This is a genomic window from Variovorax sp. CCNWLW235 (assembly GCF_037204085.1).
In the GTDB taxonomy this organism is placed as follows: Bacteria; Pseudomonadota; Gammaproteobacteria; order Burkholderiales; family Burkholderiaceae_C; genus Variovorax.
In genome coordinates, this window is record NZ_JBBCBW010000002.1 from 335,110 (window position 1) to 349,493 (window position 14,384).

The 14,384-nt window shown below is 67.3% G+C and carries 9 protein-coding genes; 4 read left to right on the forward strand and 5 right to left on the reverse strand.

Annotated features, from left to right (window positions below):
- The first annotated feature begins 7 nt into the window (after positions 1 to 7).
- Together argH and V9L21_RS04100 are read left to right on the forward strand one after the other, a co-directional pair.
- On the forward strand, positions 8 to 1,405 hold the full coding sequence (argH, locus tag V9L21_RS04095; protein ID WP_337309385.1) for an argininosuccinate lyase: 1,398 nt from the start codon (positions 8 to 10) through the stop codon (positions 1,403 to 1,405).
- Positions 1,406 to 1,418: 13 nt separating this feature from the next.
- Positions 1,419 to 2,894, forward strand: a complete 1,476-nt coding sequence (locus V9L21_RS04100; RefSeq protein ID WP_337309387.1) for a rhomboid family intramembrane serine protease — start codon at positions 1,419 to 1,421, stop codon at positions 2,892 to 2,894.
- 13 nt (positions 2,895 to 2,907) lie between these two features.
- On the opposite strand, the gene V9L21_RS04105 is transcribed toward V9L21_RS04100, so the two are convergent.
- The 3 genes from V9L21_RS04105 to V9L21_RS04115 form a co-directional block, all read right to left on the reverse strand.
- Complete coding sequence (locus V9L21_RS04105; protein WP_337309389.1) at positions 2,908 to 4,209, reverse strand: tetratricopeptide repeat protein; 1,302 nt, start codon at positions 4,207 to 4,209, stop codon at positions 2,908 to 2,910.
- A gap of 18 nt (positions 4,210 to 4,227) precedes the next feature.
- Positions 4,228 to 4,764, reverse strand: coding sequence for a hypothetical protein (locus tag V9L21_RS04110; RefSeq protein WP_258504697.1), 537 nt, complete (start codon positions 4,762 to 4,764; stop codon positions 4,228 to 4,230).
- A 98-nt stretch (positions 4,765 to 4,862) separates the two neighbouring features.
- A complete protein-coding gene (locus V9L21_RS04115; protein ID WP_337309392.1) occupies positions 4,863 to 5,408 on the reverse strand; it encodes a DUF3455 domain-containing protein in 546 nt (181 codons plus the stop codon).
- Between the two features lie 265 nt (positions 5,409 to 5,673).
- On the opposite strand from V9L21_RS04115, the gene V9L21_RS04120 reads away from it, so the two are divergent.
- Positions 5,674 to 6,480: an SGNH/GDSL hydrolase family protein gene (locus V9L21_RS04120; protein ID WP_337309589.1), complete on the forward strand. Its 807-nt coding sequence runs from the start codon at positions 5,674 to 5,676 to the stop codon at positions 6,478 to 6,480.
- Between the two features lie 6 nt (positions 6,481 to 6,486).
- Here V9L21_RS04120 and opgC read toward each other — a convergent pair whose 3' ends face one another.
- Positions 6,487 to 7,629: an OpgC domain-containing protein gene (opgC, locus tag V9L21_RS04125; protein ID WP_337309394.1), complete on the reverse strand. Its 1,143-nt coding sequence runs from the start codon at positions 7,627 to 7,629 to the stop codon at positions 6,487 to 6,489.
- Positions 7,630 to 7,783: 154 nt separating this feature from the next.
- On the opposite strand from opgC, the gene V9L21_RS04130 reads away from it, so the two are divergent.
- Positions 7,784 to 13,792, forward strand: coding sequence for an alpha-2-macroglobulin family protein (locus V9L21_RS04130; RefSeq protein ID WP_337309396.1), 6,009 nt, complete (start codon positions 7,784 to 7,786; stop codon positions 13,790 to 13,792).
- A gap of 27 nt (positions 13,793 to 13,819) precedes the next feature.
- Here the strand turns inward: V9L21_RS04130 and V9L21_RS04135 are convergent, their stop codons facing one another.
- Complete coding sequence (locus tag V9L21_RS04135; protein WP_337309398.1) at positions 13,820 to 14,341, reverse strand: O-acetyl-ADP-ribose deacetylase; 522 nt, start codon at positions 14,339 to 14,341, stop codon at positions 13,820 to 13,822.
- Positions 14,342 to 14,384 lie beyond the last annotated feature (43 nt).

Sequence of the window (14,384 nt, forward strand, 5' to 3'; positions counted from 1 at the left end):
GGCTCCCATGACCCAAAACCAACTCGACAAGAAATCCGAAGCCTGGTCGGCCCTGTTCTCCGAACCCATGAGCGACCTCGTGAAGCGCTACACCGCCAGCGTGTTCTTCGACAAGCGTCTGTGGCAGGCCGATATCGAGGGTTCGCTGGCGCATGCCGGCATGCTGGCCGCCCAGGGCATCATCGCCAAGCAGGACCACGCCGAAATCGAGCGTGGGATGGCGCAGATCCGCGCTGAAATCGAATCGGGCGCTTTCGAGTGGAAACTCGACCTCGAGGACGTGCACCTGAACATCGAGGCCCGGCTGACGCAGCTCGTGGGCGACGCCGGCAAGCGCCTGCACACCGGCCGCAGCCGCAACGACCAGGTTGCCACCGACGTGCGCCTGTGGCTGCGCGGCGAAATCGACCTGATTGCCGAGTTGCTCGTGGCGCTGCAAGTCTCGCTGGTGGACATTGCCGAAAAGAACGTCGACGTCATCCTGCCCGGCTTCACGCACCTGCAGGTGGCGCAGCCGGTGAGCTTTGGCCACCACATGCTGGCCTACGTGGAAATGTTCAGCCGCGACGCCGAGCGCCTGCAGGACGTGCGCAAGCGCGTCAACCGCCTGCCGCTGGGCGCCGCCGCGCTGGCCGGCACCAGCTATCCGCTCGACCGCGAACTGGTGGCCAAGACCCTGAAGATGGACGGCGTGTGCCAGAACAGCCTGGACGCCGTGAGCGACCGCGACTTTGCCATCGAGTTCACCGCCGCCGCCAGCCTGTGCATGGTGCACATCAGCCGCATGAGCGAAGAACTCATTCTCTGGATGAGCCAGAACTTCGGCTTCATCCAGATTGCCGACCGCTTCACGACCGGCTCTTCGATCATGCCGCAGAAGAAGAACCCCGACGTGCCCGAGCTGGCGCGCGGCAAGACCGGCCGCGTGGTCGGCCACCTGATGGCGCTCATCACCCTGATGAAGGGCCAGCCGCTGGCCTACAACAAGGACAACCAGGAAGACAAGGAGCCGCTGTTCGATACCGTCGACACGCTCAAGGACACGCTGCGCATCTTTGCCGAGATGATCGGCGGCATCACCGTGAAGCCCGAGGCCATGGAAGCCGCCGCGCTGCGCGGCTACGCCACCGCCACCGACCTGGCCGACTACCTCGTGAAGAAGGGCCTGCCCTTCCGCGACGCGCACGAAATCGTGGCCCATGCGGTGAAAGCCGCCACCTCGCACAAGGTCGACCTGGCGGAACTGCCCCTGGCCGTGCTGCAGCAGTTCAACCCCAAGATCGAGAAGGACGTGTACGACGTGCTGAGCCTGCGCGGCTCGCTCAACGCGCGCAACATCTTGGGCGGCACCGCGCCGGCCCAAGTGAAGGCGCAGATCGCGCGCCACCGCGCACGCCTCGCCTGACCGAAAGCGCCGCTTGTTCTACGCCATCCCGCTCGAGAACAAACCGAGCTGGCGCAATCCACCGTGGATGACGGTGCTGCTGATCCTCGTGAACATGATCGTGTTCTGGGGACCGCAGCGCAGTGAAGAAAAGGCCGACGAACGCGCGGCCCACTATTACTCGCAAAGCGTGCTGCCCGAACTGGAGCTGCCGCCCTTCGTGGCGTGGCTCGAGGAAACGCGCTCGCCCCGTGCCAAGGCCGCACAGCGGCTGCTGGCCCGCAAGCAGACAGGGCCGCTGCTCGAAGGCATGCAGCAGGAAAAAACCTTCCTGCAAAAGCTGCGCGCAGATGGCGTGGTCACGCCCGCCAACCCGCGGTATGCCGAGTGGAAGCGCGACCGCCAGCAGTACGAATCGATGCAGCCCGCGCCGTTCACCGAACGCTGGGCGCAGGACTACACCAAGGACGCGGAGTTCAAGCCCTGGACCTGGGTGACCGCCGCCTTCCTGCACGGCAGCACCGGGCATCTGCTGGGCAACATGCTGTTCCTCTTCCTGTTCGGCTTTTCGGTCGAGCTGGCGCTGGGCCGCGGCACCTACCTGAGCTTCTACATCCTGGGCGCGGTGGGTGCCTCGGTGCTGGCCGACTGGGCCTACGCGGGCAAGGGCAGCTACGGGCTCGGCGCCTCGGGCGCGGTGTCGGCGCTGATGGGCATGTACGCGGTGATGTACCGGCTGCGGCGCATCCGGTTCTTCTACCAGCTGTTCTTCTATTTCAACTACGTCACCGCGCCGGCCCTGCTGCTGCTGCCGGCGTGGATTGCCAACGAATTGCTCCAGCACGCGGTGGGCGGCCAGGGCATTGCCTACATGGCCCACCTGGGCGGCCTTCTGGCGGGCGCGGCGCTGATGGCCTGCGCCATGGCGCTGAACCGCGTGAAGACGCCGGAGACCGTGGCCTCGGAACAATCGAACGGCGACGAGGAGTTCAACGGCCACGTAGCCGCGGCGCGGCGGCTGGGTGCCGCCATGAAGTTCGAGGCTGCCGCCGCCGAATGGCGCGCCGCCGCCGCATTGCAACCCGGCGACACCGACACGCTGCGCGCCTGGTTCAACACCGCGCGGCTGCAGCCCGCGAGCGAAGACTTTCACCAGGCCGCGCGCCGCATCTTCCGCCTGCCGGCCACCGACCCCGACACGCTGGCCCTGCAGCACGCCAGCTACACCACCTACCTCGACCAGGCCAAGCCCGGCGCGCGCCTGAAGCCCGACGACATGGCCCGCCTTGCGCGCCGCTTCACGCGCGTGCGCCAGTTCCAGGACGCCGACAAGCTGTGCCGCGTGCTGCTGAAGACGGCGCCCGACCATCCGGAACTGGCCGATACGCTCTCCGCCTGCGCCAACGGGTTGCTGCATGCCGGCGAGCGCGAGATGGCCAAGGGCTGGCTGCCGCATCTGCTGCGGCTTGCGCCCAACGACATGGTGACGCGCGCCCTCGAGCGCGCCTGAGCCGGCAAGAAGATCAGGCCGCGGGCCGCAGCAGCCAGCGCACTTCCTGCGTCTGCTCGCTGTCCGGAAAGCGCGATTCGAGCGTCTTCAGGATCGGCTGTGCCATGTCGGCGCGGCCCAGCCCCTGCACCAGCACCCTGGCCGCCAGTTCGTAGGCCTGCGGAATGGCCGCATGCCCGCGAAAGCGCCGGTCGAAGCCCGACAGCAGCGCCAGTGCGGCATGCGCATCGCCGTTGCGCCATTCGGCTTTTGCCAGCGTCATGACAGTGGGCGCGTCGTCCAGCGCAAATGCCTTGTCTTTCTCGCGGCAGGCCTTGAAGACCTTGAGCGCCTCGGAAGCCAGGTCGCGGCGCAGCAGCAGCGGGATGTAGCGGCGCGCATGGTCGAGCAAGGTAGACGCCTTGTCGGGCACGAGCAGCAGCACGCGGTGATAGCGGCGCTGCGCCGCCAGGTCGTCGGCCGCCGCCACGCGCTGCGCTTCGTAGGCCACGCCCAGCGCGCCGGCCACGTCGCCGTCGGTCACCAGCTGCGCCACTTCGGCATCGGTGCGCTGCGCGGCAATCTGCTCGGGCGTGCGGCGGTCCACCGGCGCGCCATCGTCCACGCCGCCGCCGGGCAGCAGGTCGATGCCGAAGGCGTCATGGTGCTGGTACATCACGTAGCCGAGCAGGCTGGCCATTACCCAGCCGAAGTAGATGAACGCGAAATTGGCAATCGGCAGCACGATGAGGCCGTCGATCATCGGCAGCACCATGCCAATGGCAATCTGGGCGCCCGCGCTCAACAGAAACAGGAAGAAGCACAGCAGTGCATACGGCCAGCCGATGATGCGCATCGCATCCATCACGTGGCCGGGGTTCATGGCCTGGAAGAAGCTGCCCGACTGCACCAGCACGATCACCGCGGCCGGAAAGGTGAACGACACCACGAACACCCCGACGGTGCCCAGCACCGGCTCGTACCAGGCCAGCCAGCCGATCAGCGCGCCCTGCACCACCGAAATGGCAAACAGCTTCCACGGCAGGTTGACCCAGTCTTCATTCAGCTCGCGCGGAAAGTCTTCCGAACGCCAGATGCCGCGCGAGCCGAGTGCGGTCACCTTGAAGCCGTAGCGGCTGGCCGCCAGCACGATGCCCAGTTCGATCACGATCAGCGACAGGCCGGGATGCAGAAAAGGAATGGCCTCGAACAGCAGGCTGCAGAACGCGAGCACCAGGCCGTACATCAGCGGCCGCAGCTGGAACGGAAAGGCGAAGAAGCTGTTGAGGCGGTGCCAGAACGGCGGCGGGGGCGGGAGCGAGTCGTTGACGAGCATGGTGGCGGCGCCTCGCGCTTACTTGAAGAAGTCGCTCTGGCTCATGGCGCCGCGCCCGCCCATGCGCACCACGGTCACGTCGTCGCCGCGCACCAGCCGCATCTGGCCCAGCTCGCGCTCCAGCCGCTGCGTGAAAGTGCTCTTGAACTGCATGGCCGCCTCGCCCATCTTCAGCACGCTGGTGCCTTCGACGGTGGCGCTCTTGCGGTCGCTGGCCACCTCGATGCTGTCGATGTGGTATTCGTACTCGATGGTGAGAATGCCGCCCATGCGCTCGCCCACCGACTCGAACATCTTGAAAGTCTTGCGGAGCGAGTCGCAGGCCTGTTCGCGGTCGCTGCTGGTCTCGGTGGTGCGGCCCATCATCACCGTCTTGCTCTGGATGACGACCTTCTTGCTGAGCTGCTTGCACAGCTTGTCCGCGTCACGCGAATAGATGGCGTGGGCTTCTTTCTCGTAGTACGTGCGCACCATCGATTCGTCGAGCTTGCGCCCGCCGATGAAGAAGTACCACGCGCCCACGCAGAGCGCGACAACGATCGCAATTTGCTTCATTCCCCGCCCGCACACGCTGGTGCGCTCCGCTCCGATTTTGCGGGGAAGTATACGTTGCCGAATGTTTCCTGAGGCGGTGAACGGGGCCCGAAAGCCGCTCAGACGGCGCGGTAGAAGATGTAGTCGGCCTGGTATTTCACGACCTGCTTCTGGCCCATGTTCGATGCGCCGCAAGCCGCCGCCGGTGCCACGCCGCCCTGGGTCGACACGCGCTGGATGTAGCTCACGCCCTGCATCGCGCCCGAGCCCATGGCCGGGTTGGCCTTCACCAGTTGGTAGGGAATGTTGCCGGTGCCGGCGGGCGCCACCGCCACCTGGGTGGCCGTGAGCTTGGAGCCGTCCATGCTTTCCCACGTGGCCGGCGGGCCGTAGTACTTGCCCACCTGCTTGCCGGCGCGGTCCATCAGCCTGGCGTCCGGGCCGACGAAGACCCACTCGTGCTGGCCGGGCATGTTGGCCTTGGCGCGGCATTCGTAGGTGATGTCGCCCGCGCCCACGGTTTCCATGGCCACGGCGTGGCCGGCCGGCACCTTCACCGCATCCGGCAGGCCGGCCTGGGAATACATCGGGGGCTTGGTGCCCATGCCGGAACAGGCGGCAAGGCCGGCGGCGGCTGCGAGGACGGTCAGGGTGCGGATGGTCATGGTCGGTTCCTTTGTCGCCTGAGCGAGAGGTGAATGAAAAGACAAGCCCGTGAAGGCGAGTCCGTGCCTCGGCGCCGTGCGCCCGGACGGTCTCGCATGCTTGTACGCACGCCGGGCGCAAATGGATTGCAGGGCCGGCGCCAAAAGGCCGCCGGCAGCTGACTGCGTCAGAATAGGACGCTCGCGTGCCCGCGCTGGCGATCAGCCTTGGGCCGTGCTTGAAAAACCACCTGACCTGCGTTCCGCCTTGTTTCCGATGCCTTCGATGAAAACCGCGCTGGCCGCGGCCTTGCTGCTCACGGCGGCACTCGCCTCGCACGCCCAGAACCACAATGCCGTGCTGCCCTACGAGTCGCTGGACAGCACGGCGGTCGATACGTCTTCCGAATACCTGGCGGCCAAGGCGCGCTGGCACAACGAGCTCGCGGCCTTTTTCCGCGCCGACCAGCAGCAGTTTCCGGCGCCCGGCGGCGTGGTGTTCGTGGGCAGTTCTTCCGTGCGCATGTGGAAAAGCCTGCTGCAAGACTTCCGCCAGGTGCCGGGCGTCGTCAACCGCGGCTTCGGCGGCTCGACCATGGCCGACTGCAGCCTGTTCGCGCGCGACCTGGTGGTGCGCTACAAGCCGCGGCAGGTGCTGGTATACGCCGGCGACAACGACCTGGCCGAAGGCCGCACGCCGCTGCAGGTGCTCGAAAGCTTTGCGCGCTTCGTCAACACGGTGCGCGCCGAACTGCCCAACACGCGCATCAGCTTCATCTCCGTCAAGCCGAGTCCCTCGCGCGAGCACCTGATGCCGCTGGTGCGCGAAACCAACAACGTGATTGCGGCCTACCTCAACCGGCTGCCCGACAGCGAATACATCGACGTCTTCACGCCGATGCTCGGCGCCGACGGGCGGCCGCGGCCGGAGCTGTTCCGCAGCGACAGGCTGCACATGACGGACGAGGGCTACCGGCTCTGGCAGTCGATCATCGCTGCCCGGCTGCCGGGAGCTGTTGCGGCGGCGACCCCGGTTCCGGCCCCGGCACCGATGCCCGTTCCTGTGACGGCACCTGCGCCTGCCCTGCCCTGACCGCTTTCAGGCCCGCACAGGCTCGGTCGGCACATCGTCCGCCGGCGGCGGCACGTCGGCCCCGCGCGTGAATCGCGCCACCGCATACATGCCGGCAAAAACCGCCAGCAGCAGCAAGCCATCGCCCCACCAGGGCCGCGCGGTCTGGCTGTCGCCGTAGAAGGCCAGCACCAGCAGCACCGCCACGAGGTGCGCACAGAACACCGGCAGCGAGGCCGAGCCCATGGCCTCCAGCCAGTGCAGGCGCGGAATCTTGCGCATGAACCACGGCCCGAAGCGCACCGCCAGGATGCCCAGCGCCACCAGGTTGACCAGGCGCAGCGGCCCGAGCTGCCATTTGTCGAACAGCAGGTTCAGCTCCACGTCGCCGCCAAAGGGCGCCTGGCCGTTGATCCCGTGGTGGCGCCACCAGAAGCCATAAACCGCAATGGCCAGCGCGGGCACCCATAGCCAGACCGGAAAACGCATTGGCCGCGCATCGGGCAGGTTGCGGCTCGCGCCGATGCACAGCCCCGCGAACCAGAGAAACTGCCACGCATAGCTGTTGAAGGCGCCCATTTCGTGGAACGGCACCGGAACGTGCAGGTAGTGCACGGCCAACCCGTAGATCCATTCGCTGAGCCCGAACTGGGCCAGGGCCCACACCGTCGCGCTCACGGCCATGACCAGCGCCCAGCCATGCCGCATGGCAAACGCCAGCACCCAGGGGCTCATCAACATGAAGAAGATGTACATCGGCAGGATGTCGAGCAACGCCGGTTCGTAGACCAGCAGCAGCCCGAACAGGAAACCGTCGCGCGGCTCCGCAAGGTAGTACGACACCAGGTTCTTCACGGCCGGCTGGTCGATGTGCAGCCCGAGCGCGGCAATGACCGTGAACAGGAAAAGCAGGATCGCCGCCTGGCAGAGATACACCTTGAGCACGCGCCGCCAGAAGGCCTGGCGCATCGAATCGACGCCGCGCACGTAGCCGATGCGGCTGTAGACCAGGCCCGCCACAAAGGCCGACAGCAGCACGAAGCCTTCAGCCGCCGAAACGAAGCCGAACGGCTGCCCCAGCGGATCGGTGAGGCGCGTCGGCAAATGGGTGACGGTCATCAGCACGAGCATCAGCCCGCGCAAGGCGTCTATTTCCCAGTAGCGTTTCATCGGTCGGCGGCGAGGTCTTGGTGGCGGTCCGCGCGGCGCACGCACGACACCTCCGATTGTATGAAGACCGCCACGGCATATGACTCCTGGCACTGCCGAACCGCCATTCAAATCGGCTACGCTGCGCGGTGCTTCAAGGTGGAGAAACGAATAAATGAAAAAAACCATTCCAACACTGCTTCTGGCCGGCGGCGCCTTTTTTGCCGGCCCGGGCCATGCCCTCCAGATCACCAGCCTGACGCCCCAGGGCGAAGTGGCGCGCGTACGGCAGATCGTCGCCAAGTTCGACCAGGCCGCCGTGAATTTCGGCGACCCCAAGGCGCCCGCGCCGCTGGCCGTGAGCTGCACCGACGCCCAGGCCGGCAAGGGAACGGGCCGCTGGACCGATGCCAAGCAGTGGGTGTACGACTTCGAAAACGACCTCCCGCCCGGCGTGCGCTGCACCGTCACCCGGATTTCCACCTTCAAGCCGAGCGGCGGCGGCGAGTTGAGCGGACCGGAGCGCTATCAATTCAATAGCGGCGGCCCGTTCGTGCGCAATTTCATGCCGGGCAGCTATGGGCGGATCGACGAGCAGCAGATGTTCGTGCTCGAGCTCAACGGCGCCGCCACCGTCGAAAGCGTGCGCCAGAACGTCTGGTGCGCGGCCGAGGGCATTGGCGAGCGCATTCCCGTCAGGCTGCTCGAAGGCGAGCAGCGCGCCGGCCTGCTCAAGGCCTTCAGCCGCGAGAAGGAAGCCGCGAAAGACCCGCTGCGCTTTATTGCGCTGCAGTGCAACCGCACGCTCACGCCCGGCAGCAAGGTGCAGATCGTCTACGGCAAGGGCGTGGCCACGCCTTCGGGAGTTGCCAACAACGTGGAGCGCCGCCTGAGCTTCCAGGTGCGCGAGCCGTTCGCGGTGTCGTTCACCTGCGAGCGCGAGAACGCGCAGGCCGGCTGCCTGCCGCTGCGGCCGATGCAGCTGCAGTTCAATGCGCCGGTCACGCGCAAGATGGCCTCGCAAATCCAGCTCAAGGGCGGCGGAAAGTCGATTGCCGCCACGCTCGAGAACGACGGCGGCACACCCAGCGAAGACGACGTGGTCAGCTCTGCGAGCTTTGGCCCACCGCTCGCCGAAGACACCAAGTTCACCGTCGAGCTGCCCGCCAAGTTCGAGGACGCCTCGGGCCGGCCGCTGGCTTCGCCCGGCAGCTTTCCGCTGAACGTGGCAACCGGCGCCATGCCCCCGCTGGCCAAGTTTGCCGCCTCGCCTTTCGGCGTGGTCGAGCGGCTGGCCGAGCCCGGCACGCCGGCCATGATGCCGGTGACCGTGCGCCGCGTGGAACCCGCGCTCATGGTGCAGGCGCTCACGCCCGGCAAGGTGAGCGACATGAACCCCAAGACCGACGCCGAGATCATTGCGTGGTTCCGCAAGGTGCGCCGCTACGACAACTACACCGTCTCGCGCGAGCAGGCCCGCAAGGACATCAAGGGCGCGCTGCCGCCGGTCATCGACAAGGACGACCGCACCAGCCTGCAGACCCGCATGCTGTCTCTTCTTGCAGGCCAGCCCGGCGTGAAGGCGCTCGACATGCCCAAGGCCGAGAGCGGCGATCCACGCCCTTTCGAAGTCATCGGCATTCCGCTGACGCCGGGCTTCCATGTGCTCGAGATCGCGTCGCAGAAGCTCGGCGACGCGCTGCTCGACGAGCGCTACGGCGCCAGCCGCACGATGTATGTGCGCACCACCGCGCTGGCCACCAACCTGGCCGTGCACTTCAAGCTCGGCCGTGAAAACTCCGTGGCCTGGGTCACCACGCTCGACAAGGGCAAGGTGGTGCCGAACGCCGAAGTGCGCGTGTCCGACTGCCGCGGCGTGGCCGTCGCATCGGGCAAGACCGATGCCAACGGCGTGGTCAACCTGGCGGGCGTCGCGCCCGAGGCGCCCAACTGCAGCGGCCCGGACGACTACAACGCGGGCGCATGGTTCGTCAGCGCGCGCGCCAAGGACGAGAAGGGCATCGAAGACCTGGCTTTCACCTGGAGCGACTGGCAGCGCGGCATCGAGCCCTGGCGCTTCAACGTGCCCACCAGCCTGCAGGCCGAGCCTGACCACGTGGCCCACACCATCTTCGACCGCACGCTGCTGCGCGGCAGCGAAACGGTGTCGATGAAGCACCTGATCCGCACCCAGACCAGCAAGGGCTTCGGCCTGCCCGAAAAGCGGCCCGACACGCTGGTGGTAACCCACACCGGCAGCGGCCAGCGCTTTACGCAGCCGCTGGCATGGCGCAAGACGCCGACCGGCGGCCTGAGCGCCGAAAACACATTCGCCATTCCGCCGGCCGCCAAGCTCGGCGTGTACGAAGTCATGCTGCGCAACGGCGACGGCGACTCCGAAGGCGAAGGGGAAGACGGCGACTACAACCGCAGCTTCTCCACCGGCCAGTTCCGCGTCGAGGAATTCCGCCTGCCGGTGCTCGAAGGCCGCATCACGCCCGCCGACAAGAAGCCGCTGGTGAGCGTGACCGCGGTGCCGGCCGACGTGCAGATCAACTACGTGGCCGGTGGCGGCGCCGCCAACCTGCCGGTGCGCGTGTCGGCCATGGTGCGCGGCAAGAGCCTCGCCTTTGCCGACCATGACGCCTTCAGCTTCAGCCCGCCGCGCGTGCAGGCCGACGGCGCGCAGGCGGCCACGCCGGCCGCCGATGCTGCAGGCGACGAGGAAGACATCAACAGCGCCAGCGACACCCGCGTGATCGCCGACAAGCTGCCGCTCACGCTCAACAAGGACGGCGCCGGCAAGGTCACCATCGACAAGGTGCCCAAGGTCAAGGCCGCGCGCGAGCTGCTGCTTGAAGCCACCTACGCCGACCCGAACGGCGAGGTGCAGACCATCCGCAGCACGCAGACGCTGTGGCCCGCCTCCGTCATTGCCGGCATCAAGACCGAAGGCTGGGTTTCCACCAGCCAGAAGCTCAAATACCAGGCCCTGGCGCTCGATCTTTCGGGCAAGCCCCAGGCCGGCGTCACGCTCAACGTGCGCGCCGTGGCGCGCATCACCACCACCAGCCGCAAGCGCATGGTGGGCGGTTTTTACACCTACGACAACAAGACCGATACCAAGGACATCGGCACCGTCTGCAGCGGCAAGAGCGACGCACGCGGCCTGCTGCTGTGCGAATCCGAGCTGAAGGAAGCCGGTGAAGTCGAACTGGTGGCCAGCGCCACCGACAGCGAAGGCCGCGACAGCCGCGCCGCCAGTTCGGTGTACGTGACCAAGCAGGGCGAACTCTGGTTCGGAGGCGAGGACAACGACCGCATCGACGTGCTGCCAGAGAAGAAGAGCTACCAGCCCGGAGAGATCGCCAAGTTCCAGGTGCGCAGCCCGTTCCGCTTTGCCACCGCGCTGGTGTCGGTGGAACGCGAAGGCATCATCGAAACGCACGTGGTGCAGCTCAACGGCAAGGACCCGACCGTGAGCCTGCAGGTCAAGCCCGAGTGGGGGCCGAACGCGTACGTGAGCGTGCTCGCCCTGCGCGGCCGCCTGCGTGAAGTGCCGTGGTACAGCTTCTTCACCTGGGGCTTCAAGGCGCCGCGCGAATGGTGGACGGCCTTCTGGTACGAAGGCAAGGAATACGTCGCGCCCACCGCCATGGTCGACCTGAGCAAGCCCGCCTATCGCCTCGGCATGGCAGAGATCCGCGTCGGCACGCGCGCGCACCAGATCGACGTGACCGTGACCAGCGACAAGCCCAGCTACCCCGTGCGCAGCAAGGCTCAGATCACCATTTCCGCCAAGCTGCCCGACGGCAAGCCTGCGGCCGGCGCCGAAGTAGCCCTGGCCGCGGTGGACCAGGCGTTGCTGGAGCTCATGCCCAACGACAGCTGGAACCTGCTCAACGCCATGCTGCAGCGGCGCAGCTGGGGCGTGAGCACCTCCACCGCGCAGATGGAAATCGTCGGCCGGCGCCACTACGGGCGCAAGGCCGTGCCCGCGGGGGGCGGCGGCGGCAAGGGCCAGACGCGCGAACTGCTCGACACGCTGTTGCTGTGGAACCCGAAGGTGGTGCTCGACGCCAACGGCCAGGCCGTGGTGACGGTGCCACTCAACGACGCGCTCACCACCTTCAAGATCGTGGCGGTGGCCGATGCGGGCACCAGCCTCTTCGGCACCGGCCAGGCCAGCATCCAGGCCACGCAAGACCTGCAGATCATCAGCGGCCTGCCGCCGCTGGTGCGCGAGGACGACCAGTTCCGCGCCCAGATCACGCTGCGCAACACCACGCAAAAGCCGATGAAGGTGGAAGCCACGCCGCGCGCCACGCTGCTCACGCTGGAGACGCAGACGGTGGAAATTCCGCCCGGCGAGGCGCGTGAAGTTGCATGGACCGTGACCGCACCCGCGCAGCTTGCGCAGACGCGTGCCGAGGCCATCCTGTGGGAGATCGAGGCCAAGGACACCCTCGGCGGCGCGCGCGACGCGCTCAAGGTGCGCCAGCGCATCGTGCCCTCGGTGCCGCTCACGGTGCAGCAGGCCACGCTGGTGCAGCTCGACGGCCCCTTCACCATCGACGTGGCGCCGCCGGCCGATGCCCTGCCGGGCCGCGGCGGCCTCAAGCTCGCCCTGCAGCCCAAGCTTGCCGAAGGCCTGCCGGGCGTGCGCGACTGGTTCGCGAACTACCCCTTCATCTGCCTCGAGCAGAAGACCAGCAAGTCGGTGGGCCTGCGCGACGCAAAGATGTGGCAAGGCGTGCTGGCCCAGCTGCCAACCTACCTGGACAGCGACGGCCTGGCCAACTACTTTCCACCACGCGACGGCGAAGCCAACCGCGGCAGCGACATCCTCACCTCGTACCTGCTTGCGGCAACGCACGAGGCCGCCGCGCTGAACCCGGCCTTCGCGCTGGCCGACGACGTGCGCGCGCCCATGGAGTCGGGCCTCATCGCTTTTGTGGAAGGCCGCATCCAGCGCGAGTTCTGGAGCCCGCGCAAGGACCTGGACGTACGCAAGCTCGCCGCGCTCGAGGCGCTGTCGCGCTACGGCAGCGCAAAGGCCAGCATGCTCGGCAGCATCACCATTGCGCCGAGCCAGTGGCCCACCAGCGCCGTGATCGACTGGCTCAACATCCTCAAGCGCATGCCCGACGTGCCGCAGCGCCAGCAGCGGCTGGACGAAGCCAACAACGTGCTGAAGGCGCGCCTGTCCTACCAGGGCACCAAGCTCGTCTTCAGCACCGAGCGGGACGACTACTGGTGGTGGCTCATGACCAACGGCGACGTCAACACCGCGCGGCTGCTGCTCAGCGTGATGGACGACCCGGCGTGGAAGGACGACATCGGCAAGCTCGCCAACGGCTTCATCGGCCGCCAGCAGAACGGCGCCTGGCACACCACCACCGCCAACCTGTGGGGCGGGCTCGCGCTCGAGAAGTTCTCCAAGGTGTTCGAAAGCACGCCGGTGGCCGGCATCACCGCCGCCACGCTCGGCGCAGCCAAGGCGCAGGTCGACTGGAGCAAGGTCGATCGCGTGAAGACCTCCGATGCGGCCGGCGCACCGAACCAGAGCACCTTCTTCGGCGCGCCCGCGTCACCGGGCAACCTGAAGAACAACACCATGTTCCTGCCGTGGGCGGCATCGCCTTCGGGCGCGCCGGTGCGCGACACGCTGCTGGTCACCCAGCAAGGCACCGGCAAGCCGTGGCTCACGATGCAGTCGATTGCCGCCGTGCAATTGAAGGCGCCGTTCGCCGCCGGCTACGCGCTCAAGAAGACCATCACGCCCGTCGAGCAGGCCACCGCGGGCAAGTACACGCGCGGCGACGTGCTGCGCGTGAGCATCGAGGTGAACGCCAGCGCCGACATGACCTGGGTGGTGATCAGCGACCCGATTCCCGGCGGCGCCACCATCCTGGGCAGCGGCCTTGGCCGCGACTCGCAAATCGCCACGCAAGGCGAGAAGAAGTCGGGCGCCGGCTGGCCGGCTTTCGAGGAGCGCAGCTTCGAGGCCTTCCGCAGCTACTACGAGTACCTGCCCAAGGGCGTGGTGAAGATGGAGTACACCGTCCGCCTCAACAACGTGGGCGACTTTGCGCTGCCGCCGAGCCGCGTCGAAGCGATGTATGCGCCCGAGATGTTCGGTGAAACGCCGAATGCGCGGGTGAAGGTGGAGGCGGTGAAGTAAGGCGAAGTAAGGCGCAGCGGGCCTGCCTTATGCAGGCCCCGCCGCCGCAAGTGCCGCTTCGTACACCGCGAGGTCCGCGTCCGAGAAGCAGCAGAACGTGACCTCCTCCACGCTGGCACTCTCCGCCAGTGCCGACCGGACCGCGGCCACCGCAAGGGGTGCCGCGAGTTCGATCGGATAGCCGTAGATGCCCGTGCTGATCGACGGAAACGCGATGGTCCGGACGCCGTGCTGGCCGGCGATTTCCATGGACCTTCGGTAGCACGATGCAAGCAGTTCCGGCTCGCCGTTCGAGCCCCCGCGCCAGACCGGCCCCACGGTGTGGATGATGAACCGCGCCGGCAGCCGGTAGCCCTTGGTCAGCTTGGCGTCGCCCGTCTTGCAGCCCGCCAGCAGGCGGCACTCATGCAGAAGCTCGGGCCCCGCTGCGCGATGAATGGCGCCGTCGACACCGCCTCCGCCCAACAGCGATGAATTCGCCGCATTGACGATGGCGTCGACCTGCAGCTTGGTGATGTCGCCGCGTACGGCGCGAAGCGGTGTGTGCATGACCTTGCTCCTGCTGCGCCCTCCTAGGCGCGTCGATTGCCCC

Bases quoted from the DNA above. Each gene is read 5' to 3' on its own strand.
- V9L21_RS04115 (WP_337309392.1), bottom strand. From the start codon at position 5,408: ATGACCATCCGCACCCTGACCGTCCTCGCAGCCGCCGCCGGCCTTGCC.
- V9L21_RS04135 (WP_337309398.1), bottom strand. From the start codon at position 14,341: ATGCACACACCGCTTCGCGCCGTACGCGGCGACATCACCAAGCTGCAG.
- opgC (WP_337309394.1), bottom strand. From the start codon at position 7,629: ATGAAACGCTACTGGGAAATAGACGCCTTGCGCGGGCTGATGCTCGTG.
- argH (WP_337309385.1), top strand. From the start codon at position 8: ATGACCCAAAACCAACTCGACAAGAAATCCGAAGCCTGGTCGGCCCTG.
- V9L21_RS04105 (WP_337309389.1), bottom strand. From the start codon at position 4,209: ATGCTCGTCAACGACTCGCTCCCGCCCCCGCCGCCGTTCTGGCACCGC.
- V9L21_RS04120 (WP_337309589.1), top strand. From the start codon at position 5,674: ATGAAAACCGCGCTGGCCGCGGCCTTGCTGCTCACGGCGGCACTCGCC.
- V9L21_RS04110 (WP_258504697.1), bottom strand. From the start codon at position 4,764: ATGAAGCAAATTGCGATCGTTGTCGCGCTCTGCGTGGGCGCGTGGTAC.
- V9L21_RS04130 (WP_337309396.1), top strand. From the start codon at position 7,784: ATGAAAAAAACCATTCCAACACTGCTTCTGGCCGGCGGCGCCTTTTTT.